A 21,376-nucleotide genomic window follows, 5' to 3' on the forward strand; every position below is an offset into this window, starting at 1 on the left:
ACGTGATGTGAGCGCGCGCTCACATCGTCCGACCCCGATTGCGGCGGTCCAGACCGCCCGCCGCGAATATCGGCGGCATGCCGCTTGCCAGCACCATTCCCGCTCCGTACACTCCCGCCAGTTTCCGGACCGGCGCGCCCATCTGATCTGGCCGCCGGGCCGTCCGACAAGACAACTTGGTATGGGATCGGCGTCGGCGCCCGGGCGCTCACGCCGATCGACAGGAGAATCCCCCCGATGTCCGATTCCTATTTCCCGCGCTGGCGGGTGCAACAGCCGGGCGCGGCGGCGCGCGTCGTCGGCCTCGACGAGCGGCTGTCGTGGCCGCAGATGATCGCGATGGGCGTGCAGCACGTCGTCGCGATGTTCGGCGCGACGGTGCTCGCGCCGCTGCTGATGGGCTTCGATCCGAACCTGTGCATCTTTATGTCCGGCGTCGGCACGCTGCTGTTTTTCGCGCTGGTCGGCGGCCGCGTGCCGAGCTACCTCGGTTCGAGCTTCGCATTCATCGGCCTCGTGATCGCGGTGACCGGCTACAGCGGCAGCGGCCCGAACCCGAACATTCCCGTCGCGCTCGGCGGCATCGTCGCGTGCGGCGTCGTGTATGTCGCGCTCGGTGCGATCGTGTCGGCGGTCGGCACGCGCTGGATCGAGGCGCTGATGCCGCCCGTCGTCACCGGCGCGATCGTCGCGGTGATCGGGCTCAATCTTGCGCCGATCGCGGTCAAGGGCGTGTCGGGATCGACGTTCGATTCGGCGATGGCGCTCGTCACGGTGCTGTGCGTCGGCGGTGTAGCGGTGTTCGCGCGCGGGATGCTGCAGCGTCTGCTGATCCTCATCGGGCTCGTCATCGCGTATGCGATCTACGCGGTCGTGACCAACGGCATGGGCTTCGGCAAGCCGATCGACTTCTCGATCGTCGGGCATGCCGCATGGTTCGGCGTCCCGTCGTTCCACGCACCCGTGTTCGATCCGCACGCGATGCTGATGCTCGCGCCGATCGCGGTGATCCTGGTCGCCGAGAACCTCGGCCACATCAAGGCCGTGAGCGCGATGACCGGGCAAAACCTCGATCGCTACATCGGCCGCGCGTTCATCGGCGACGGGCTGGCGACGATCGTATCGGGCAGTGTCGGCGGCACGGGCGTGACGACCTACGCGGAGAACATCGGCGTGATGGCCGTCACGCGGATCTATTCGACGCTGGTGTTCGTCGTTGCCGCGCTGATCGCGATCGGGCTCGGCTTCTCGCCGAAGTTCGGGGCGGTGATCCAGACGATTCCCGGCCCGGTGCTCGGCGGCGTCTCGATCGTCGTGTTCGGTCTGATCGCGGTGACGGGCGCGCGGATCTGGGTCGTCAACAAGGTCGATTTCTCCGACAACCGCAACCTGATCGTCGCTGCCGTCACGCTCGTGCTCGGCGCAGGCGACTTCTCGCTGAAGTTCGGCGGCTTTGCGCTCGGCGGGATCGGCACCGCGACGTTCGGCGCGATCATCCTTTACGCGATCCTGCGCAAGGAGAAGGAGCCGGGGCCGGTGGTGTAAGCCCGGTGCGGGCGGGTCGCGGCGCGCAAGGTGCGCGCGCCCGCTACGCCGCGTCTGCCGCTTGCCGGCCGCGGGTTGCGCCCGGCCGCCGCATCATGCGCAGGTATTCGCCTGCGCTTCCAGCCACGTACAGAATTGCGCGACGAGCGGCTCGTCCGCACGCTCGCGCGGCGTGACCCACCAGTAACTGCGCGTGGCGATGCGCGGGCCGGCCAGCGGCATCACGAGCCGGCCGCCGGTCAGCTCGTCATCGATTAGCGGCAGCGGGCCCAGCGCGACGCCGAGCCCATCGACCGCCGCCTGCAACGCCAGATAGAAGTGGTCGAACGACTGCTTCTTGCGGTTTTTCATCGGCGCGCCGGCCGCCGCGAACCAGTCGCGCCACGCTTCCGGGCGCGTATCCGAGTGCAGCAGCACATGCCGCGACAGGTCGTCGGCGCGCGCGATCGGCAGCCGCTTCAACAGCGCCGGACTGCATACCGGAATCACGCTCTCGTCGAGAAAGCGTCCGCTCGCGCAGTTCGGCCAGTGGCCCGGGCCGCGGCGGATCGCGACATCGAAGCCGCCGAGCGTCTCGAGCGGTGCGTTCGACGTCGACAGTTTCAGTTCGACGTTCGGCACGTCGCGCTGGAAGCGCGACAGGCGCGGCAGCAGCCATTTCATCGCAAAGGTCGGCAACGCATTGATGCGCAGCACGCGCGCGGTGCCGGTGCGCCGCAGACGCTCGGTCGCAAGCGCGATGCTGTCGAAGGCCGCCTGCACCGTGTCGAGATACTGGCGGCCTTCGTCGCTGAGTTTCACGCGCTTGCCGATCCGGTGAAACACCGGCTTGCCGAGCCAGGATTCGAGCGCGGCGACCTGCCGGCTGATGGCACCATGAGTCACATGCAACTCATCGCCTGCGACACTGAAACTTTCGTGCCGTGCAGCAGATTCAAAGGCACGAAGTGCGGAAAAGGGCGGAAGTTCGGGGCGCATGCTTGTGATTTTAAATCACAAAAGAGCGCCGATAAAATCGTTATGCGTGTCGCATGAACGGCGGTAACCTCGACACTGACCGTTTGACGAGGACGCCCATGCAATCCGCTGCTACGCCGCCCGCCCGTCCCCGCAATGTCGGGGTCGGCGAGCTTTTTTTCGGTTTCCTGAGTCTCGGCTTCATGTCGTTCGGTGGCGCGTTGCCGTTCGCACGGCGCACCATCGTCGACGAGCGCCGCTGGCTGTCCGCCGACGAATTCACCGATCTGCTCGGCCTGTGCCAGTTCCTGCCGGGCGGCAACGTGATCAATCTGTCGGTCGCGGTCGGCATGCGCTTTCGCGGCGTGCCGGGCGCGCTGGCCGGCATTCTCGGGTTGATCGCCGGGCCGACGCTCGTGGTCGTCGGGCTCGGCGTGCTGTACGCGCAAACCCAGCACGATCCGCACGTCCGACATATGTTTGCCGGCTTGTCGGCGGCGGTGGCCGGGCTGCTCGTGGCGATGGCGGTGAAGGTCGCGAAGCCGCTGCGACAGGCGCCTGCCGCAGCATGCGTCGCGGCGCTCGCGCTGGTCGCGATCGCGGTATTGCGCGTGCCGCTGCTGACGACGATGCTCGTGCTGACGCCGTTCTCGATCTGGCTTGCGGCACGCGGGCGGCCCCAGCCACCGGTTTCGTCCGGATGCACGCCGCGCGACGCGGACCGCGGAGATGCACGATGACGGATACGCTGATCGCGCTGGCCGCCATCTTCAGCCAGCTGTCGCTGCTTGCATTCGGCGGCGGCAACACGATCCTGCCGGAGATGCAGCGACAGGTCGTCGACGTCCACCACTGGATGAGCGCGTCCGAATTCACGTCGCTGTTTGCGCTCGCGCAGGCCGCGCCGGGACCGAACATGATGGTCGTGTCGCTCGTCGGCTGGCATGTGGCCGGCTGGTCCGGCCTGCTCGTGGCGACGCTCGCGAAGTTCGGGCCGTCGTCGCTTGTTACCGTGCTCGCGCTGCACGCGTGGGAACGTTTCCGTAACCGTCCATGGCGGCGCTATGTGCAGCAGGGGATGATGCCGGTGACGGCAGGCCTCGTCGCGGCGAGCGCGGTGCTGATTGCCGAAGCGTCGAATCGCACCGCAGTGCAATGGGGCATCACCGCCGCATGCGCGGTGCTCGCATATCGCACGCGCATCCACCCGCTCTGGCTGCTTGCCGCAGGCGCGCTGATCGGCTTGACGGGATTCGGCCAGTAAGTTGCGCGCACAACCACTGTGCGTGCGCGACGCGGTGCGGTTGCGCGAACCCGCTTACAGCGGCGCGTGCGCGCCGCTGTTGACGAGTCCGATCAGCCGGCCGCGCTCGCGGTCGACATCGCCGGTCGTAGGCGGCCAGTCGAGTACGTAGCCGCGTTCGAGCGCGTCGCGCATGATCGTCCCGTAAGCGGACTTGCTGAGTTTGCCGTCGTGCAGCGCGGCGCCGACCTCCTGCCGGAGGCCGGGCGTGAACGACGGATAGGCAGCGGCGAGCGCCGCATACTGGCGCGCGTCGATCTCGCCGGATTCGCGGCTGATGGCCCAGGCGACCACCAGCACGATCGCGACGAACGGTATAGCGGTGTAGCGCAAAAAAAACTTCGCGGGTGTCATTCGATTGCTCTAAGAGGATGCCGTGGGGTGGTGCGGCGGAATCGGGCGGTATACTGCCGTCTTATCAATCAGCAGGACTTTTGCATCATGTCGACGATTCCCGCTTGCCCGCAATGCGCGATGGAGAATACCTACCCCGACGGCGACCATTATATTTGCGCCGATTGCGGATACGAATGGTCGAGCGCCGCCCCAGCGGCATCCGACGATGACGCGGACCGCATCGTCAAGGACGCGAACGGCAACGTGCTCGCCGACGGCGACGCGGTCGTGCTGGTCAAGGACCTGAAGCTGAAAGGTTCGTCGATCACGCTGAAGATGGGCACGAAGGTCAAGAGCATCCGCCTGGTCGGCGGCGATCACGAAGTCGACTGCAAGGTCGACGGCATGAGTGTGATGCTCAAGGCCTGTTATCTGAAGAAAGTCTGAGCGTGACACCGCTCGCATATTTCTGACGAATGGCATTCGCCGGGCTGACGCCCGGCATGCGACCGGGAGGCGCCTTCATGGCGCCTTTATTTTTTGTGCGCCGTGCCGGATGTTCGTCCGACGATGCACGGCACGCTCCATATCCGAATGCGCATATTGAAGTGCGCGCGACATAATGCGCCCCCCGGATCGTAAGCTGTTCGTCTGTATTCCGGAACAAGTTTTTACAATGACCGAAAACGTGATGCGCTAATCTGCCCGTATCGCACGGATGCGCAGCCAGCATGGATGCCGATGCCCAAACCGGCCGTCGATCGTGTATCCGGTGACGACATGCGCCGTCCGCCGCGTTCTTGCGCGTGACAACGCGCCTTACGGTTCACTTGAAAGGAGATGGCGATGGGTATTCTGAATACCATTGGCGAAATCGCGGGTGCCGTTGCAGCGGTCGAGGCAGCCGAGAAAATCGATCCGGATGCGGGCCTGCTGACCAAGGCGGCCGCGGCTGTCGCCGGCTTCAAGGGGGCCGAGGCGCTCGAAGGCGTGCTGGAGAAGAAGGACGACGGGCAGGCGCAGGCCGCAGACGATACAGCGGCGGCCAACGGTGGCGACACGCCGCAGGCGCGAGCATGACGGCTGGCGACTCGGGCATGCGGCTGATCGGTGACGCATGACCCGCCCGGATATCTGGATCGAACGGCGAGCGCGACGCGTCTCGCCGTTTTCTTATGCGCGGCGTCGCGCGCCGCAATCGAGCCGAAATCTTGCTATCGTGCCGTCATCCGGACTGCGATGAGGGCATGCGATGGAATTCGACTACGACCTGTTCGTGATCGGCGCGGGATCGGGCGGCGTCAGGCTGGCTCGGCAATCGGCCTCGTACGGCGCACGCGTCGGCATTGCGGAGGAAGAGCAGATCGGCGGCACCTGCGTGCTGCGCGGCTGCATTCCGAAAAAACTGCTCGTCTATGCGTCGCACTTTCCACATGAAATCGAAGACGCGAAGGGTTACGGCTGGACGTTCGGCGAAGGCACGCTCGACTGGCCTGCGCTGATGGCCGCGAAGGATCGTGAGATCAACCGGCTGAGCGATATCTACGTCAACCTGCTGCTGCAATCGGGCGTCGCACTGCATACCGGCCGCGCAACGCTGGTCGATCCACATACGGTCGCGGTTGGCGAACGGCGCTTCACAGCGCGTTACGTGGCGATCGCGACCGGCTCGCGCCCGACGCTTCCGCCGCTGCCCGGCATCGACTATGCGATCACGTCGCGCGAAGCGCTGTCGCTCGCGGCGCTGCCGGCGCGGATCGCCGTGGTCGGCGGCGGCTATATCGCGGTCGAGTTCGCGGGCATCTTCAACGGATTCCGCCGCCACGTCGATCTGTTCTATCGCGGCGAGCAGATCCTGCGCGGCTTCGATGACGACGTCCGGCATTTTCTGGCCGGCGAGATGGCCAAGCAGGGGGTGGCGATCCATACGCGCACATCGGTCGACGCGATCGAGCGTGCGGGCGACGGCACGCTGCGCGTGCGCACCGGGGCATCGTACAGCGGGCCCTACGACGCCGTGCTCTATGCGACCGGGCGCGCGCCGAACATCAGCGGGCTCGGTCTCGAGCGGGCGGGTGTCGCGCTCGATGCGCGGGGTGCGATTGCGGTCGATGCCTATTCGGCGACCTCGGTCGCGTCGGTCTATGCGATCGGCGATGTGACGTCGCGCCCGCAGCTCACGCCGGTCGCGACGCGCGATGCCAGCCTGCTCGCGGCGATGCTGTTCGGCGGCCGTCGCGTCGCGACCGATCACGAATGGGTGCCGTCCGCCGTGTTCAGCCAGCCCGAGGTCGGGACGGTCGGGTTCACCGAGGCGCGCGCGCGTGACGTGTATGGCGCGGTGGATATCTACCGGACTTCGTTCAAGGCGCTGCGTCATGCGCTGACGGGACGCGACGCGCGCACGCTGATGAAACTCGTCGTGGCGCGCGACAGCCAGCGTGTGGTCGGTGCGCACATGGTCGGCCGCGATGCGAGCGAGATCATCCAGGGTATGGCGATCGCGATCCGTGCGGGGGCGACGAAGGCGCAGTTCGACGACACGATCGGCATTCATCCGACTGCGGCGGAGGAATTCGTGACGATGCGGCAGCGGGTGGCCGACTGATCCGGCTGTAACCGGCGCGCACATCGCATGCCTCGCGATGCGCGCGCCGGCAGGCCGGTCAGGAAAGCCCCGGTTGCCGGGCGGTCGCGTCGACGGCCCGCTTTGCCTTGTCAACGATTTCATCGACTTCGGCCGCCGTGATCACGAGCGGCGGCGACAGCAGCATCCGGTCGCCGCTCGCACGCATGATCAGGTTGCCGTTGAAGCAGAAGTCGCGGCAGAGCGTGCCGACGTCGCCGCCGTTTTCGAAACGCAGGCGGTTCGCCGGATCGCGCGCGAGCTGCAGACCGGCGACGAGGCCTGTGCCTTGCACTTCGCCGACGAGCGGATGATCCGCGAAGGTCTCGCGCAGCCGCTGCTGGAAATACGGTCCGATATCGTTTTTCACACGTGCGACGATCCCTTCGTCGCGCAACAGCTTCAGGTTCGCGACCGCGACCGCCGCCGCGACCGGATGCCCCGAATACGTCATCCCGTGATTGAATTCGCCGTGATCGATCAGCACCTGCGCGATCCGGTCGTGCAGCGCGACCGCACCCATCGGCACGTAGCCGCTCGTCAATCCCTTCGCCAGCGTCATCAGGTCCGGCTCGAAGCCGAAGTGCTGATGCGCGAACCATTCGCCCGTACGTCCGAAACCGCCGATCACTTCGTCGGCGACGAGCAGGATGTCGTACTTGCGGCAGATGCGCTGGATCTCCGGCCAATACGTCGACGGCGGAAAGATCACGCCGCCCGCGCCCTGAAACGGTTCACCGATAAACGCCGCGACATTCTCCGCGCCCAGTTCGAGGATCTTCGCTTCGAGCTGCCGCGCGCGGGCGAGGCCGAACGCGTCCGGCGATTCGCCGTCGGGCGCCTCCCCGAACCAGTAAGGCTGGTCGATATGCACGATGTGCTCGACCTTCGACGGCATCTGCTCGTGCATGTAGTCCATCCCGCCGAGCGTCGCGCCCGCGATCGTCGAGCCGTGGTAACCGTTCCTGCGCGAGATCACGTACTTCTTCTGCGGCTCGCCCTGCGTGCGCCAGTATTGATGGACGATGCGCAGCACCGTGTCGTTGCCTTCCGATCCGCTGTTGCAATAGAAGAAGTGATCGAAGCCGTCGGGCGTCACGTCGGCGAGCAGCGCCGACAGTTCGATCACCGGCGGATGCGTGGTCTTGAAGAACGTGTTGTAGAACGGCAGCTCGTGCATCTGCCGCTGTGCGGCGTCGATCAGCGCATCGCAGCCGTAACCGACGTTCACGCACCACAGGCCGGCCATGCCGTCGATGATCCGGTTGCCGTCCGAGTCCCACAGATAGACGCCTTCCGCCTTGACGATCACGCGGCTGCCGGCGCGATTGAGCGCGCCCATGTCCGAGAACGGATGGAGATGGTGCGCGGCGTCGAGCGCGCGATATTCGGCCGTCGTGCGCGCCTGCGTCGCGCGGGTGGCGGGCGCGGCGGGTTGAAGCGAGGCGGATTCGTTGCGGTCAGTCATGTTTCCTCCGTATGGCGGTCGTGCACGCTCAGACGTGCAGCAGCAGATGCTTGCGTTCCCACGAGCTGATCACGCGGAAGAACGCTTCGTATTCGGTTTCCTTCAGCGCGAAGTACGCCTTCAGGAACGGCTGGCCGAGAATCTCGCCGATCGGCTCGCACGCAGCCATCAGTGTCAGGCCTTCCTCGAGATTGCGTGGCAACTGGTACGGCAGCGAATAGCCGTCGCTGACGAGCGGCTCGCTCGGGTCGAGTCGCTGCGTGATGCCGAGATAACCCGCGGCAAGGGTCGCGGCGAGCGCGAGGTACGGATTGCAGTCGACGCCGGGGATGCGGTTCTCGATGCGCCGCGCGGCCGGATCCGAATGCGGAATGCGAAAGCCGACGGTGCGGTTGTCGTAACCCCACTGCACGTTGATCGGTGCGGCCATGAAGCGCGACAGGCGGCGATACGAGTTGATGTACGGCGCGAAGATCGGCATCAGCGCGGGCGTGTACTTTTGCAGGCCCGCGAGAAAGTGGTGGAACGTCGAGGTCGGGCCGCCGTCGTCGCCGGTGAAGAGGTTGCGGCCGGTTTCTTCGTCGACGATGCTCTGATGCACGTGCATCGCGGAGCCGGGCTCGCCCTCCATCGGCTTTGCCATGAAGGTCGCGTACATGTTGTGCCGCAGCGCCGCCTCGCGCACCGTGCGCTTGAAGAGGAACACCTGGTCGGCGAGCGATAGCGCGTCGCCGTGCATGAAGTTGATCTCCATCTGCGCGGCGCCGACTTCGTGGATCAGCGTGTCGATGTCGAGATTTTGCGTCTCGCAGTAGGCGTAGATATCCTCGAACAGCGGATCGAACTCGTTGACCGCCTCGATCGAATACGACTGGCGACCCGTCTCAGGGCGGCCGGTGCGGCCGATCGGCGGCCGCAGCGGCAGATCCGGATCCTTGTTCATGTCGACGAGGTAAAACTCCAGCTCCGGCGCGACGACCGGCTTCCATCCTTTCGCCCGGTACAGGTCGAGCACGCGGCGCAGCACGTGGCGTGGCGAGATCTCGACGGGCGAGCCGTCGAAATGCACGCAGTCGTGGATCACCTGTGCGGTTGGATCGACCGCCCATGGAATCAGGCGAATCGTCGACATGTCGGGCACGCACACCATGTCGGGATCGGTCACGCCGGTCAGCGTGCCGTCCGCCGGATACTCGCCGGTGACGGTCTGCACCATCACGGCCTGCGGCAGGCGCATCGATTCGCCGGACATGAACTTGTTGCGCGGCGTGATCTTGCCGCGTGCGATGCCGGCCATGTCGGGAATGATCGCTTCGATCTCGGTAATCCGATGCTGCTTCAGAAAATCGTCGATATCTTGCATGTCGGTTCTCGCAGTCGTTAGCGGGGCATTCGGTCAGGCGCGTGACGGATGCGTGCGTGGCGGCGTGCACGGCATGCCGAGCCGAACGCGCGGAATATCGCGCTGGAGAGCGGGTCGTGTGCGTAGCGCCATTCCGGATGCCACTGCACGCCGAGCGCGAACGCGGGCGCGTCGGTGACGCGCACTGCCTCGATCAGGCCGTCGGGTGCGGTTGCCTCGACCGCCAGGCGGTTGCCGAGCCGGTCGATGCCCTGTTCGTGCAGCGAATTCACGCGGACTTCGTCGCGTCCGTCGGCAAGCCGATGCAGCAGTCCGCCGGGCGTCAGCCGGACCGAATGCGCGGCCGCATACTGCACGTCGAGCGGCGCGGCATCGTCTTCGCGGTGATCGGCAAGCCCCGACACGTCGTGCACACGCTGATGCAGCGTGCCGCCGAACGCGACATTCAGTTCCTGAAAGCCGCGGCAGATGGCGAGCACCGGCACGCCTGCGGCAATCGCCGCGCGGATCAAGGGCAGCGTCGTCGCATCGCGCGCCGCGTCGTGCGCGGTGCCCGGCATACTCGGCGCGCCACCGTAGCGATGCGGTTCGATGTTCGAGTGACTGCCGGTAAACAGCAGGCCGTCGACTGCATCGAGCACGTCTTCGGGTGGTTGCCGATCGCCGAGCGCGGGCAGCAGCATCGCGAACGCATGTGCGCCATCGACGATCGCGGCGACGTACTTGTGGCCGACGACATGCGACGGATGCGCACCGATCGGCTGGTGGTCGGCCGTGATGCCGACGAGCGGTTTACTGTCCATGGTGTCCATTGCCTGAATGGGGCGTGCCGGTCCGGCTGCGATGCACGTTGCATGAAAAAGTGCGGCATGCGTGGATCGCGGACGCGACACGGCCCGCAGCCGTGCAGGGTACGCACGGCCGACGACGAAAGCGCGCAGCGGAATGCGCTGTGCGCCACGATCGGGCCGGCATTCGTTTTGCAATGCGATGCAACAGGTCGCGGCACACGCATGCACGACATGCATCGCCGGTCGTGCGACACGGCGAACGCGATGCAGGCGAAACGAATGACGGGAAGCGGAAAGAGGCGCTACGGGAGCAGCGATGCGGCGTCGTCGGTGTGAATCGCGACGAACGCGCGTGCGGAGACGGCGTTATGTCGCCGGACGCAACGACGGGACAGGATGGTGCAGATCGACAACTGCAGGCGAGGACTTTGCCAGCCGCAACTGCCGTCGGCGGCGGACGGCGTGCTGCGCGAACTTCGTGCAGCGCCTCGATCCCACCTCACCAGAGGGCTACGGACTCTCACGATTACACTCGACTGGTTCGTTGAAAATGTCGAACCCCTGATTGCCTGAATGCACGCGGCATTTAAACAATCGAGGCGGTGGCCGCGCATCGCGACTGTCGGCGATGGCGTTTATCGCGTCGCCATATCGCGTTGAACTGTACCGGACGCTGACCTGTTAGCCAGCATATACGAGCTGAATAGGGCGTCAATCGTTTTTTAAAAAGTTCGGTATCGTCGGCTTGTCCGTGGCGCGGTGAATAAAATATGCGTAAATTGAATAACGTGCGCAGTGTTCATTATGTCGCCCGGATTCCGGACTGCGACCCGGTCATGTTCGGCACGACGTGATTGGAATATCCGGCGGTCATGCCGCGCAGGGTTTCTCCTTCTGAACGCGCAGTGAATGCGACGACATTGAGGTATCCGGATGAACAGACGGACTTTGGAGGATTGGCAACGCGAGGCAGCAGCACTCGTGATCGAAGGGCGCGCATTCATCGATGGTGCATTGCGCGATGCGCATTCGGGCCGGACGTTCGACTGCGTGAGCCCGATCGACGGACGCGTGCTCGCGAAGGTCGCCGATTGCGGCGAGGCCGACGTCGATGCGGCCGTCGCTGCCGCGCGCCGCGCGTTCGATGCGCAGGCATGGGCCGGATTGAATCCGCGCACGCGCAAGGCGGTGCTGCTGCGCTGGGCGGCGCTGATGCGGGCGCATCTCGACGAGCTTGCGCTGCTCGAAACGCTCGATGCCGGCAAGCCGATCGGCGACACGACGACTGTCGACGTGCCGGGCGCGGCCTATTGCGTCGAGTGGTTCGCCGAGGCGATCGACAAGGTCGGCGGCGAGGTCGTGCCTGCCGATCATCATCTGGTCGGTCTCGTCACGCGAGAGCCGGTCGGTGTCGTTGCCGCGGTCGTGCCGTGGAATTTCCCGATCCTGATGGCGGCCTGGAAGTTCGGCCCGGCGCTCGCGGCCGGCAACAGCGTCGTGCTGAAACCGTCGGAGAAATCGCCGCTGACCGCGATCAGGGTCGCGCAGCTCGCGGTCGAAGCCGGCGTGCCGGCGGGCGTGTTCAACGTCGTGCCGGGCGGGGGCGAACCGGGCAGGCTGCTCGCGCTGCATTGCGACGTCGACTGCATCGCGTTCACCGGTTCGACTCACGTCGGCAAGCTGATCATGCAGTACGCCGGGCAATCGAACCTGAAGCGCGTGTGGCTCGAACTCGGCGGCAAGTCGCCGAATATCGTGTTGCCGGACTGTCCCGATCTCGACCGGGCGGCACAGACCGCGGCCGGGGCGATCTTCTACAACATGGGCGAGATGTGTACCGCGGGCTCGCGCCTGCTCGTGCATCGCGCGATCAAGGACGCGTTCATCGAAAAGCTCGTGGCGGCGGCCCGCGCCTACGTGCCGGGCAATCCGCTCGATCCGTCGGTGTCGATGGGCGCGATCGTCGACGGCATCCAGCTCGAACGCGTGCTCGGCTATATCGATGCGGGGCGCCGCGAGGGCCGGCTGGTGACGGGCGGGGCGCGCGTGAAGGCGGAGACGGGCGGCTGCTACGTCGAGCCGACGGTATTCGAAGTGCGACCGGACGCGCGGATCGCGCGCGAGGAGATTTTCGGCCCGGTGCTGTCGGTGATCGTGTTCGACGATGTCGACGAAGCGGTGCGCATCGCCAACGACAGCGAATACGGTCTCGCGGCTGCGGTCTGGACATCGGACCTGACGACCGCACACGAGGTGTCGCGGCGCTTGCGCGCCGGCACCGTGTGGGTGAACTGCTATGACGAGGGCGGCGACATGAACTTCCCGTTCGGCGGCTACAGGCAGTCGGGCAACGGCCGCGACAAGTCGCTGCACGCGCTCGAGAAGTACACCGAGCTGAAGTCGACGCTCGTGAGGCTGCGCTGACGCCGCGCAGGTATCACGCGGCGCGCAGTGCGGGGTGGAAGCCGGCGGCTTCGATGATTGCCTGCACGCGTTCGGCGGGTTGTGTCGATTCAACCGTGACGCGTTTCGTGGCGACGTCGATATCGAGCTTCGCGCCCGGATCGGCCGCCGTCACCGCGCGCGTGATCGCGTTTGCGCAACCGCCGCAGGTCATGTCCTGAACATCGAATTCCATGTGTGCCTCCATAAGGGTGGATGAGTGCGTACAGGATGAAGCTTGCCACAGTGGAAAGGTCAAGCGCGCGAGCGTGCATCGGGGCGTGTCGGGTCGCGCCCGATATGCGCCGGTGACGGCCGGGCGCATCGGAATGCATCGGACGGCTGGCGGCGGAGGGCGTCGCGCCGGTCGGTGCTTTGCCGGATTGACGCGCCGAAAGTACGGGCGAGACAGGGAAAAATCCAGCGGGAACAAGGTGTTGTGCAGGCGGATGTAGTGTGATCCCCATTATTGCGATAAGGTTTTTCGATTCGGAAATGCGAATCGCTCCTACTATCAATTTCTCTTACTCTTTTCTTGCCTACCGACCATGAACCGTTTCGCCTTCGGCCTCACCGCCGCTCTGCTGGCTGTTTCGGCAACGTCCGCCTTCGCCGCCGACGATGCCGTCCACCTGACCCTCAAGGATCACAAGTTCGCGCCTGAAGGCGTGACGATTCCCGCCGGCAAGAAGGTGAAGTTCGTCGTGAAGAACCTCGATGCGACGCCCGCGGAATTCGAGAGCGACGACTTCAAGGCCGAGAAGGTGATCCCGGCCGGCAAGGAAGTGGAAATCCTCGTCGGGCCGCTGAAGGCCGGCACCTACGAGTTCCACGACGAGTACCACGAAGCGCAGTCGAAGACGCGCCTGACCGTCAAGTAAGCATCCGTCGCCATGTTGTCCACTGCACTGATCGTCTTCCGCGAAGTTCTCGAGGCCGCCCTCGTCGTTTCGATCGTCATGGCCGCCACCAAAGGCGTGCCGGGACGCGGCTGGTGGGTCGGCGGCGGGCTTGCGGGCGGCGTGATCGGTGCGGGCATGATCGCGGCCTTCGCGGACGTGATCTCGTCGTGGGCATCGGGCATGGGACAGGAAGTGTTCAACGCGGGCGTGATGTTCGTCGCCGTGCTGATGCTCGCCTGGCACAGCATCTGGATGAGCAAGCACGGTCGCGAGATGGCGCAGCACATGAGCGCGGTCGGACGCGCCGTCGCAGCCGGCAGCAAGCCGCTGACCGGTCTCGCGATCGTCGTTGGCGTGGCGGTGCTGCGCGAAGGCTCGGAGGCCGTGCTGTTCCTCTATGGCATCGCGGCGGCCGATCCGGGGCAGACGGCACAGATGGCGATCGGCGGCCTGCTCGGCGTCCTTGGCGGCGCCGGTCTCGGCGCGGCGATGTACGCGGGCCTGCTGCAGATTCCGTTGAAGCGGCTTTTCTCCGTCACGAACGGCCTGCTGGTGCTGCTTGCCGCGGGGATGGCGAGCCAGTGCGTCGGGTTCCTGCTGGCCGCCGGCCTCGTGCCCGCGTGGGGCGACACGATATGGGATACGTCGTGGCTGCTCAGGGAAAGCAGCGTCGTCGGCAAGATGCTGCATACGCTGATCGGCTATACGGCGCGTCCGGCGGGCATCCAGATCGCCGCGTATCTCGTGACGCTGGTGGCGATCGTCGGGCTCGCGCGGTATATCGGCCGTCCGCAGCGCGCGGTTCAGCCGCCTCGATCGGTTGCCTGAGCCGGAGCATCAAAAAGGGACGTCGCGGGACGTCCCTTTTTCATTGATGGCGGCCTTGTCGCGCTGGAAGCGGCATGACATGGAGCGCGGTCACGCGTCGCCCGACACTGCCGCGCAGCCCGATCAGCTGTGGTTGTCGATCCACGCGCGCGCCCATTCGAGCCCGGCAACGCGGGCCTCGTCCTCGGTGTCGAATACGCCGAGCACACCCGAGGCCTCGACAAGCTTGTTGTTCTGCGTGATCGTTCCGCTGGCTGCATAGCGGTCCGGCTGCATGATCTCGTCCTGCTGCTGCAGGATCGCATGGCCCCAGATCTGGTAGCCGCGGTAGTTTTCTGCTTCCATTATTGCGTCACCTTCGCGGAGCCGTTGCGCGTGCCGACGCGCAGCACGTTGCCCTCCGGCGTGAACTGTCGCGGGATATCGGTATATTGTGCCGCATCCACTGCTTCCGGCGCGGACGGCTGCATGACCGTCAGTTTGCCGGACGCCGGTGCGACGGGGTGGCCGGCCGGTGTGCCGGCTGCAGGATTGTGCGTGCGGGTTCTGACTGCCTGCGCGACGCGGTGCGGCGGCTTGTGCTTCGCGGCGGGCTTGGCCGACGCAGTGCGGCGTGGCGGCGCGGTATGAGCATCCGGCGTATGCGCCGCCGCCGCGCTGGCGGCTGCCCGGATCGCCGGCGCGTGGTTGGCGCGCGCGTGTGGCTCGGGCGTGCGAACATCCGGCTTGTGGGCTTCCGGCGGGTTCCAGACCTCGACGTAATGTTCGGCGGCCCAGCCCGACGTTGCGAACGTCAATGCCAGCACGGCGCATCCAATCAGTCTCACTATCTTTTCTCCGTCTAATTCGCCGGCGGCATTCCCGAATGGGAATGCCGTGTCCGCCTGCCGCGCGCCGCTTACTCGACCGTCACCGACTTCGCGAGGTTGCGCGGCTTGTCGACGTCGGTGCCGCGTGCGCAGGCCGTGTGATACGCGAGCATCTGCAGCGGCACGACGTGCAGGATCGGCGACAGCGGGCCGTAGTGCTCCGGCATCCGGATCACGTGCAGGCCTTCCGCGTTGACGATATGCGTATCGGCGTCCGCGAACACGTACAGTTCGCCGCCGCGCGCACGCACTTCCTGCATGTTCGACTTCAGCTTCTCGAGCAGCGCATCGTTCGGTGCGACCGTGACGACCGGCATCGCTTCCGTCACGAGCGCGAGCGGCCCGTGCTTCAGCTCGCCTGCCGGATAGGCCTCGGCGTGGATGTACGAAATTTCCTTCAGCTTCAGCGCGCCTTCGAGTGCGATCGGGTAATGCAGGCCGCGGCCGAGAAACAGCGCGTTTTCCTTGCGCGCGAACTCTTCCGCCCACGCGATGATCTGCGGCTCGAGCGCGAGCACGCTGTTCAGTGCGGCCGGCAGATGGCGCAGCTGTTTCAGGTATTCGGCTTCCTGGGCGGCGTCGACGTACCCGCGCAGCTTGCCGAGCGTCACGGCCAGCACGAACAGCCCGACGAGCTGCGTCGTGAACGCCTTCGTCGAGGCGACGCCGATCTCGGTGCCCGCGTGGGTGAGGAACTGCATCTCGGTCAGGCGCACCATGGCGCTCGTCGCGACGTTGCAGACCGCGAGCGTGTGCGTGTGGCCGAGCGACTGGGCATGTTTGAGCGCCGCGAGCGTGTCGGCGGTTTCGCCCGACTGCGAGATGACCACGACGAGCTGGCGCGGATTCGGCACCGATTCGCGGTAGCGGTATTCGCTTGCGATCTCGACATTGGTCGGGATCTTCGCGATCGACTCGAGCCAGTATTTCGCGGTCATGCCCGAGTAGTAGCTGGTGCCGCATGCGAGGATCAGCACGCTGTCGATCTCCGCGAACGCAGCGGCCGCGGCGTCGCCGAAAAGCGCTGCGTCGAAGGCGTCGGTTTGCGGAATCGTGTCGCTGATCGCGCGCGGCTGCTCGAAGATTTCCTTCTGCATGAAGTGACGGTACGGCCCGAGTTCGACCGCGCCGCCATACGCGTTGACGACGCGCATTTCACGCTCGGCCAGGTTGCCGGCGCGGTCGACGATCTTCACGCCGTCGAGCGTCAGCTCGCAGACGTCGCCTTCCTCGAGGAACGTGAAGCGGTCGGTGCTGCCGGCGAGCGCGAGCGCGTCGGACGCCAGGAAGTTCTCGCCTTCGCCATACCCGACGACGAGCGGCGAGCCCTCGCGGGCGCCGACGACCGTGTGCGGCTGATCCTTGTGGATCACGGCGATCGCATACGCGCCGTGCAGGTGCTGCACGGCCTCGCGGACAGCGGCGAACAGGTCGCCGCGATACAGGCTGTGCACGAGGTGCGCGATCACTTCGGTGTCGGTCTGCGACACGAATTCGTAGCCCTTCGCGCGCAGATCGTCGCGCAGCGGCTCGAAGTTCTCGATGATGCCGTTATGCACGATGGCCAGCGCGTTCGATGAGAAGATCGGGTGCGCGTTGTGGGTGACGGGCGCGCCGTGCGTCGCCCAGCGCGTGTGCGCGATGCCCGTGACGCCTTCGAGATGCGACTCGCGCACTTGCGCTTCGAGGTCGGCGACCCGCGTGACGCTGCGGGCGCGAACCGGCCCGGTCGGCTCGAGCACGGCGACGCCGCACGAATCGTAGCCGCGGTATTCGAGGCGGCGCAGACCTTCGATCAGCACCGGAACAATATTACGTTGCGCAACTGCGCCGACAATGCCGCACATGGATTTCAATCCTCGATATCGAAGCGGGCGCCTTGCCGGCGCCCGCAGAATATTCAGCTTTTCTTCTTGACCGGACGGACGTAGCCGCTTTTTGCGGTCTGCGTCTTGTCGTTCAGAACCAGGAGACCCTCAGCCACGTCTTTCCAGACCGTCGTGCCGGCGGCGATCGTCACGCCGCGTCCGACGCGTACCGGTGCGACGAGCTGCGTGTCGGACCCGACGAACACGTCGTCCTCGATGACGGTGCGGAACTTGTTCGCGCCGTCGTAGTTGCAGGTGATCGTGCCCGCGCCGATGTTGACGCGCGCGCCGATGTCCGCGTCGCCGATATAGGTCAGGTGATTCGCTTTCGACCCGTGGCCGATCACGGCGTTCTTCACCTCGACGAAGTTGCCGACGTGCGCCTCGTCTGCGAGCTGGGCGCCCGGACGCAGCCGCGCGTACGGGCCGATCACGGTGTTCGCGCCGAGTTCGGCGCCGTCGATGTGCGTGAACGCGTCGACGCGCGTGCCCGCGCCGATCGACGCGTTGCGGATCACGCAGTTCGGGCCGATCGTCACGTTGTCGGCGAGCGCCACGTTGCCTTCGAACACGCAGTTGACGTCGATCGACACGTCGCGGCCGCAGGCGAGCGTGCCGCGCACGTCGAGCCGGGCCGGATCGGCGAGCGTCACGCCGTCGGCGAGCAGTGCGTCGGCGATGTTGCGCTGGTCGATGCGCTCGAGTTCCGCGAGCTGCGCCTTGCTGTTCACGCCGAGCGTTTCCCATTCGGCGTCCGGCTGCGCGGTGACGACCTCGAAGCCGGCCTCGATCGCGAGTTCGACGACATCGGTCAGGTAGTACTCGCCCTGCGCATTGTCGTTGTTCAGCGCGCCGAGCCACATCGACAGCTGGGCGGTCGGCGTGACGATGATGCCGGTGTTGATCTCGGCGATCTTCAGTTCTTCCGGCGACGCGTCCTTCTGTTCGACGATGCGCGTGACGAAGCCGGCCGGATCGCGCACGATGCGGCCGTATCCGGTCGGATCGTCGAGCGTCACGGTCAGGATGCCGTAGCGGCCGTCGCGCGCCGCATCGACGAGCCGCTCGAGCGTGGACACGCGCGTGAGCGGCACGTCGCCGTACAGCACGAGCGTCGGCTGCGCGGGATCGAGGAGCGGCAGCGCCTGGCGCACCGCGTGGCCCGTGCCGAGCTGCTCCGCCTGCACCGCGAACTGCACGTCGGGCGCGCCGACGGCGGCCTGAACCTGTTCCGCGCCATGCCCGACGACGACGACGAGCCGGGACGGCTGCAGCGCGCGCGCGGTGGCGATGACGTGGGAAAGAAGCGGCCTGCCGGCCAGAGGATGAAGCACTTTCGGCAGCGCGGAACGCATGCGCTTGCCGGTGCCTGCCGCCAAAATCACGATATTCATGGCGCCAGCTTGTCTGATGAGTTTGAAGCTGGCCATTTTAGCATGCGCGCCGGGGCCGCCGAGGCCCGGTCCGGCATGCGGGCGGCGCGGGAGAGGGTGTTTCGCCGCCCTCCCGCCGCGCGGGTCACAGATCGTCGAACTGGACGATCGAAATCGGCCGGCCCGCGCCCGCGGGGGCGTCGCTGCCGCCGGTCGCGCACGGTTCCTCGTCGAATGCGATGTCGCCCTGCGGATCGGCCTGGCCGGTCGCGCGCAGCCCGGCGAACGGGAACAGCGCCGTGTCCATCAGGTGCGACGGCACGACGTTCGCGAGCGCGCTGAACATGTTGTCGACGCGCCCCGGGAAGCGCTTGTCCCATTCGCGGATCAGCGCCTTCATTTCCGCGCGCTTCAGGTTCGGCTGGCTGCCGCACAGGTTGCACGGGATGATCGGGAATTCGCGCAGTTCCGCGTACTTCTCCAGATCGGTTTCCTTCACGTATGCGAGCGGGCGGATCACGACGTTCTTGCCGTCGTCGGACTGCAGCTTCGGCGGCATCCCCTTCAGCTTGCCACCGTAGAACATGTTGAGCAGCAGCGTCTGCAGGATGTCGTCGCGGTGATGGCCGAGCGCGATCTTGGTCGCGCCGAGCTCGCCCGCGACCCGGTACAGGATGCCGCGGCGCAGCCGCGAGCACAGCGAGCAGGTCGTCTTGCCCTCGGGCACGAGGCGCTTGACGATGCTGTAGGTGTCCTGGTTCTCGATGTGGAACGGCACGCCGATCTGCGTCAGGTATGCCGGCAGAACGTGCTCCGGGAAGCCCGGCTGCTTCTGGTCGAGATTCACCGCGACGATGTCGAAGTCGATCGGCGCGCGCTCGCGCAGCCGCAGCAGCACGTCGAGCATCGCATAGCTGTCCTTGCCACCGGACAGGCAGACCATCACCTTGTCGCCTTCCTCGATCATGTTGTAGTCGCCGATCGCCTGGCCGACCTGGCGCATGATGCGCTTGAACAGCTTGTTGTTCTCGTAGGCCTCTTTCTGCTCGCGGCGCGTCAGCGCGGGGCGGCCTGTCGCGGTGTCGGTCGTGGCGGTATCGACCGCCGCGGTATCGACCGCCGCTTCATTCAGTTGTGGGGTATGGGGCGCATTCATGCTCGCTCCTCGTCCTTGATTCGGAAGACTTCGACGCCGACGGCGTCGCAGTCCGGGTAGGCGTCCGGTTTCTCGGTGCAGACGCGCACCGCGCGCACGGCATCGTGCGCCAGCAGGTGCGCGGCGATCGCGTCGCACAGCGTTTCCTGCAGGTGGATGTGGCCGCGCGCCACGCATTGCGCGACGCTCTGCTTCATCAGATCGTAGTCGACGACCTCGTGCAGCCGGTCGTCGACGGGGGTGCTCAGCGTGAACGGGACGAACAGGTCGACATTGATGACGACGCGCTGCTCGCCGCGCTTCTCGTGTTCGTATGCCCCGATGTTGATGTACACCTCGTAGTCGCGCAGGTATAGCCTGCGGCAGTCCGCGAGGCGGGGGTGCAGGAGAGCGGAAAACATGGTCGTTCCAGTCAAATTGGCGTGCTCGCACGCAAAGCGGCGCGGGCGGCGGCGAAGGCGCGCGCCCGCGCGGTTAATTCGGTCCGGCGGCCGGCGGCACCAGATGCTCGCCGCCGTCGACGGTCAGCGTCGCGCCGGTGATGCCGGGCGCGTCCGCCAGATAGCAGGCCGCCGCCGCGATGTCGTCGGCGTGCGGCGCGCGTCCGCGCACCAGGCCCGCGACGCGCACCTTCGGCGCAAGCGCGAGCGCGAGCGCCGAGGTCGCGCGGTTCAGCGCCGCCTGCATCAACGCATGCGACAACGGTTCGGGCGCCGGATGAAACAGCGCCGAATCCAGCACGTGAATCGCGCACGCGCGCAGCGACTCGTCGGTGCGCGCGGCGTCCGGTGTCGCGTCGGCAAGCGCGCGCGCCAGCACGAGCGGCGCGGTGACATTGCGCGCCAGCGCGGCGGCGAGCGACGCGTCGCTCACGGCATGCGCGTCGTCGGCGCCGGCCGGCGCACTCTGGAACACGACGCACGCCGGGCGGCCCAGCGCCGCGCCGCACGCGGCGACGAGTCCTGCCGCTTCGGTTTCAAGGGACAGGTCGGCGTCGAGCACGGTCGCGCGGCGGCCGAGCGCCTCGACTTCGGCGACGATCGCCTCGAGCGCGGCGCGCGGCGCGTCGCGGCCGGACTGCAGCGCGACGTCCCAGCCGCGCCGGGCAAAGGCCGTCGCGAGTGCGCGCCCGATCGACGCGGCGTCGGCGGCGCTGCCCGTCGCGCCCGCGACGAGCACCACGCGCGAGGCGCGTGCGGTCGACGTATCGGCTGAAGCGGTCATTTACAATGCCGGGATGAACCCGAAAGCTCACGAACCCGCTAGTTTACCTGCTCCCGGCCCCGACGCGCTCGCGCAGTCCGAAACCCTTGCCGCGCAACTGCGCGCCGAGGTCGTGGCGGCCGGCGGCTGGCTGCCGTTTTCCCGCTTCATGGAACGGGCGCTCTATGCGCCCGGGCTCGGCTATTACAGCGGCGGCGCGCGCAAGTTCGGCCGCCGGGCCGAGGACGGCAGCGACTTCGTCACCGCGCCCGAATTGTCGCCGCTGTTCGCGCAGACGCTGGCGCGGCCGGTTGCCGAGGCGCTCGAGGCCGCTGTCCGGGAAGGC

General features: G+C 66.5%; 23 protein-coding genes and 1 pseudogene. 10 read left to right on the top strand and 14 right to left on the bottom strand.

Features of this window, described 5'->3' with window-relative positions; all coding sequences use genetic code 11:
* Positions 1-237: 237 nt before the first annotated feature.
* A complete protein-coding gene (locus KH616_RS07915) occupies positions 238-1,545 on the top strand; it encodes a solute carrier family 23 protein (RefSeq protein WP_292240945.1) in 1,308 nt (435 codons plus the stop codon).
* 93 nt (positions 1,546-1,638) lie between these two features.
* On the opposite strand, the gene KH616_RS07920 is transcribed toward KH616_RS07915, so the two are convergent.
* Positions 1,639-2,523, bottom strand: coding sequence for a transcriptional regulator GcvA (locus KH616_RS07920; protein WP_292240947.1), 885 nt, complete (start codon positions 2,521-2,523; stop codon positions 1,639-1,641).
* Between the two features lie 98 nt (positions 2,524-2,621).
* Between KH616_RS07920 and KH616_RS07925 the strand changes: the two genes are divergently transcribed.
* Both KH616_RS07925 and KH616_RS07930 read left to right on the top strand, forming a co-directional pair.
* Complete coding sequence (locus tag KH616_RS07925) at positions 2,622-3,242, top strand: chromate transporter (protein WP_292240950.1); 621 nt, start codon at positions 2,622-2,624, stop codon at positions 3,240-3,242.
* Positions 3,239-3,766: a chromate transporter gene (locus KH616_RS07930; protein WP_292240952.1), complete on the top strand. Its 528-nt coding sequence runs from the start codon at positions 3,239-3,241 to the stop codon at positions 3,764-3,766. Before KH616_RS07925 ends, KH616_RS07930 begins: the two co-directional genes overlap by 4 nt.
* A gap of 54 nt (positions 3,767-3,820) precedes the next feature.
* Here the strand turns inward: KH616_RS07930 and KH616_RS07935 are convergent, their stop codons facing one another.
* A complete protein-coding gene (locus tag KH616_RS07935) occupies positions 3,821-4,159 on the bottom strand; it encodes a hypothetical protein (RefSeq protein WP_292240954.1) in 339 nt (112 codons plus the stop codon).
* Between the two features lie 87 nt (positions 4,160-4,246).
* Here KH616_RS07935 and KH616_RS07940 point away from each other — a divergent pair, with 87 nt between their 5' ends.
* From KH616_RS07940 to gorA, 3 genes are all read left to right on the top strand, one after another.
* Positions 4,247-4,588, top strand: coding sequence for a zinc ribbon domain-containing protein YjdM (locus KH616_RS07940; RefSeq protein WP_292240956.1), 342 nt, complete (start codon positions 4,247-4,249; stop codon positions 4,586-4,588).
* A 399-nt stretch (positions 4,589-4,987) separates the two neighbouring features.
* Positions 4,988-5,221 (top strand): hypothetical protein, encoded by a 234-nt coding sequence (locus KH616_RS07945; protein WP_292240982.1) that lies wholly within the window; start codon positions 4,988-4,990, stop codon positions 5,219-5,221.
* A gap of 172 nt (positions 5,222-5,393) precedes the next feature.
* Complete coding sequence (gorA, locus tag KH616_RS07950; protein WP_292240958.1) at positions 5,394-6,749, top strand: glutathione-disulfide reductase; 1,356 nt, start codon at positions 5,394-5,396, stop codon at positions 6,747-6,749.
* A gap of 58 nt (positions 6,750-6,807) precedes the next feature.
* Here the strand turns inward: gorA and KH616_RS07955 are convergent, their stop codons facing one another.
* The 4 genes from KH616_RS07955 to KH616_RS07970 all read right to left on the bottom strand — a co-directional run bounded on the left by KH616_RS07955 (position 6,808) and on the right by KH616_RS07970 (position 10,913).
* Entirely contained in the window at positions 6,808-8,235 is a 1,428-nt protein-coding gene (locus tag KH616_RS07955; protein ID WP_292240960.1) for an aspartate aminotransferase family protein, read from the bottom strand.
* Positions 8,236-8,263: 28 nt separating this feature from the next.
* Entirely contained in the window at positions 8,264-9,598 is a 1,335-nt protein-coding gene (locus KH616_RS07960; protein ID WP_292240961.1) for a glutamine synthetase family protein, read from the bottom strand.
* A 17-nt stretch (positions 9,599-9,615) separates the two neighbouring features.
* Positions 9,616-10,401: a gamma-glutamyl-gamma-aminobutyrate hydrolase family protein gene (locus tag KH616_RS07965; RefSeq protein WP_292240963.1), complete on the bottom strand. Its 786-nt coding sequence runs from the start codon at positions 10,399-10,401 to the stop codon at positions 9,616-9,618.
* A 290-nt stretch (positions 10,402-10,691) separates the two neighbouring features.
* Positions 10,692-10,913 carry a hypothetical protein gene (locus KH616_RS07970; protein ID WP_292240964.1) on the bottom strand — a complete coding sequence of 74 codons (222 nt, stop codon included), beginning with the start codon at positions 10,911-10,913 and terminating at the stop codon, positions 10,692-10,694.
* A gap of 409 nt (positions 10,914-11,322) precedes the next feature.
* On the opposite strand from KH616_RS07970, the gene KH616_RS07975 reads away from it, so the two are divergent.
* A complete protein-coding gene (locus KH616_RS07975; RefSeq protein WP_292240966.1) occupies positions 11,323-12,813 on the top strand; it encodes an aldehyde dehydrogenase in 1,491 nt (496 codons plus the stop codon).
* 13 nt (positions 12,814-12,826) lie between these two features.
* On the opposite strand, the gene KH616_RS07980 is transcribed toward KH616_RS07975, so the two are convergent.
* Positions 12,827-13,027, bottom strand: a complete 201-nt coding sequence (locus KH616_RS07980) for a heavy-metal-associated domain-containing protein (RefSeq protein ID WP_292240968.1) — start codon at positions 13,025-13,027, stop codon at positions 12,827-12,829.
* A 352-nt stretch (positions 13,028-13,379) separates the two neighbouring features.
* Between KH616_RS07980 and KH616_RS07985 the strand changes: the two genes are divergently transcribed.
* Positions 13,380-13,712: a cupredoxin domain-containing protein gene (locus KH616_RS07985; RefSeq protein ID WP_292240970.1), complete on the top strand. Its 333-nt coding sequence runs from the start codon at positions 13,380-13,382 to the stop codon at positions 13,710-13,712.
* Positions 13,713-13,724: 12 nt separating this feature from the next.
* Positions 13,725-14,561 carry an FTR1 family protein gene (locus tag KH616_RS07990; protein WP_292240972.1) on the top strand — a complete coding sequence of 279 codons (837 nt, stop codon included), beginning with the start codon at positions 13,725-13,727 and terminating at the stop codon, positions 14,559-14,561.
* Positions 14,562-14,684: 123 nt separating this feature from the next.
* On the opposite strand, the gene KH616_RS07995 is transcribed toward KH616_RS07990, so the two are convergent.
* The 7 genes from KH616_RS07995 to KH616_RS08025 form a co-directional block, all read right to left on the bottom strand.
* Positions 14,685-14,906, bottom strand: coding sequence for a hypothetical protein (locus KH616_RS07995; protein ID WP_292240973.1), 222 nt, complete (start codon positions 14,904-14,906; stop codon positions 14,685-14,687).
* On the bottom strand, positions 14,906-15,391 hold the full coding sequence (locus KH616_RS08000; RefSeq protein WP_292240984.1) for a hypothetical protein: 486 nt from the start codon (positions 15,389-15,391) through the stop codon (positions 14,906-14,908). Before KH616_RS08000 ends, KH616_RS07995 begins: the two co-directional genes overlap by 1 nt.
* Positions 15,392-15,459: 68 nt before the next feature.
* On the bottom strand, positions 15,460-17,277 hold the full coding sequence (gene glmS, locus KH616_RS08005) for a glutamine--fructose-6-phosphate transaminase (isomerizing) (RefSeq protein WP_292240974.1): 1,818 nt from the start codon (positions 17,275-17,277) through the stop codon (positions 15,460-15,462).
* Positions 17,278-17,330: 53 nt separating this feature from the next.
* A complete protein-coding gene (gene glmU / locus KH616_RS08010) occupies positions 17,331-18,692 on the bottom strand; it encodes a bifunctional UDP-N-acetylglucosamine diphosphorylase/glucosamine-1-phosphate N-acetyltransferase GlmU (RefSeq protein WP_292240975.1) in 1,362 nt (453 codons plus the stop codon).
* 124 nt (positions 18,693-18,816) lie between these two features.
* A complete protein-coding gene (ttcA, locus tag KH616_RS08015; protein ID WP_292240976.1) occupies positions 18,817-19,827 on the bottom strand; it encodes a tRNA 2-thiocytidine(32) synthetase TtcA in 1,011 nt (336 codons plus the stop codon).
* The gene (locus KH616_RS08020) at positions 19,824-20,228 is read right to left on the bottom strand and encodes a dihydroneopterin aldolase (RefSeq protein ID WP_292240978.1); all 405 of its coding nucleotides are present in this window, start codon (positions 20,226-20,228) and stop codon (positions 19,824-19,826) included. Before KH616_RS08020 ends, ttcA begins: the two co-directional genes overlap by 4 nt.
* 73 nt (positions 20,229-20,301) lie before the next feature.
* Positions 20,302-21,051 (bottom strand): SDR family oxidoreductase, encoded by a 750-nt coding sequence (locus KH616_RS08025; protein ID WP_292240980.1) that lies wholly within the window; start codon positions 21,049-21,051, stop codon positions 20,302-20,304.
* Between the two features lie 13 nt (positions 21,052-21,064).
* Here KH616_RS08025 and KH616_RS08030 point away from each other — a divergent pair.
* A pseudogene (locus tag KH616_RS08030) lies at positions 21,065-21,376 on the top strand (class I SAM-dependent methyltransferase); the annotation flags it as partial.

The sequence above is a fragment of the Burkholderia sp. genome (assembly GCF_018375725.1).
Lineage (GTDB): Bacteria > Pseudomonadota > Gammaproteobacteria > Burkholderiales > Burkholderiaceae > Burkholderia.

Excerpts from the sequence above, each read along its gene's own strand:
- KH616_RS07915 (WP_292240945.1), top strand. The coding sequence starts at position 238 with ATGTCCGATTCCTATTTCCCGCGCTGGCGGGTGCAACAGCCGGGCGCG.
- KH616_RS07920 (WP_292240947.1), bottom strand. The coding sequence starts at position 2,523 with ATGCGCCCCGAACTTCCGCCCTTTTCCGCACTTCGTGCCTTTGAATCT.
- KH616_RS07925 (WP_292240950.1), top strand. The coding sequence starts at position 2,622 with ATGCAATCCGCTGCTACGCCGCCCGCCCGTCCCCGCAATGTCGGGGTC.
- KH616_RS07930 (WP_292240952.1), top strand. The coding sequence starts at position 3,239 with ATGACGGATACGCTGATCGCGCTGGCCGCCATCTTCAGCCAGCTGTCG.
- KH616_RS07935 (WP_292240954.1), bottom strand. The coding sequence starts at position 4,159 with ATGACACCCGCGAAGTTTTTTTTGCGCTACACCGCTATACCGTTCGTC.
- KH616_RS07940 (WP_292240956.1), top strand. The coding sequence starts at position 4,247 with ATGTCGACGATTCCCGCTTGCCCGCAATGCGCGATGGAGAATACCTAC.
- KH616_RS07945 (WP_292240982.1), top strand. The coding sequence starts at position 4,988 with ATGGGTATTCTGAATACCATTGGCGAAATCGCGGGTGCCGTTGCAGCG.
- gorA (WP_292240958.1), top strand. The coding sequence starts at position 5,394 with ATGGAATTCGACTACGACCTGTTCGTGATCGGCGCGGGATCGGGCGGC.
- KH616_RS07955 (WP_292240960.1), bottom strand. The coding sequence starts at position 8,235 with ATGACTGACCGCAACGAATCCGCCTCGCTTCAACCCGCCGCGCCCGCC.
- KH616_RS07960 (WP_292240961.1), bottom strand. The coding sequence starts at position 9,598 with ATGCAAGATATCGACGATTTTCTGAAGCAGCATCGGATTACCGAGATC.
- KH616_RS07965 (WP_292240963.1), bottom strand. The coding sequence starts at position 10,401 with ATGGACAGTAAACCGCTCGTCGGCATCACGGCCGACCACCAGCCGATC.
- KH616_RS07975 (WP_292240966.1), top strand. The coding sequence starts at position 11,323 with ATGAACAGACGGACTTTGGAGGATTGGCAACGCGAGGCAGCAGCACTC.
- KH616_RS07980 (WP_292240968.1), bottom strand. The coding sequence starts at position 13,027 with ATGGAATTCGATGTTCAGGACATGACCTGCGGCGGTTGCGCAAACGCG.
- KH616_RS07985 (WP_292240970.1), top strand. The coding sequence starts at position 13,380 with ATGAACCGTTTCGCCTTCGGCCTCACCGCCGCTCTGCTGGCTGTTTCG.
- KH616_RS07990 (WP_292240972.1), top strand. The coding sequence starts at position 13,725 with ATGTTGTCCACTGCACTGATCGTCTTCCGCGAAGTTCTCGAGGCCGCC.
- KH616_RS07995 (WP_292240973.1), bottom strand. The coding sequence starts at position 14,906 with ATGGAAGCAGAAAACTACCGCGGCTACCAGATCTGGGGCCATGCGATC.
- glmS (WP_292240974.1), bottom strand. The coding sequence starts at position 17,277 with ATGTGCGGCATTGTCGGCGCAGTTGCGCAACGTAATATTGTTCCGGTG.
- glmU (WP_292240975.1), bottom strand. The coding sequence starts at position 18,692 with ATGAATATCGTGATTTTGGCGGCAGGCACCGGCAAGCGCATGCGTTCC.
- ttcA (WP_292240976.1), bottom strand. The coding sequence starts at position 19,827 with ATGAATGCGCCCCATACCCCACAACTGAATGAAGCGGCGGTCGATACC.
- KH616_RS08020 (WP_292240978.1), bottom strand. The coding sequence starts at position 20,228 with ATGTTTTCCGCTCTCCTGCACCCCCGCCTCGCGGACTGCCGCAGGCTA.
- KH616_RS08025 (WP_292240980.1), bottom strand. The coding sequence starts at position 21,051 with ATGACCGCTTCAGCCGATACGTCGACCGCACGCGCCTCGCGCGTGGTG.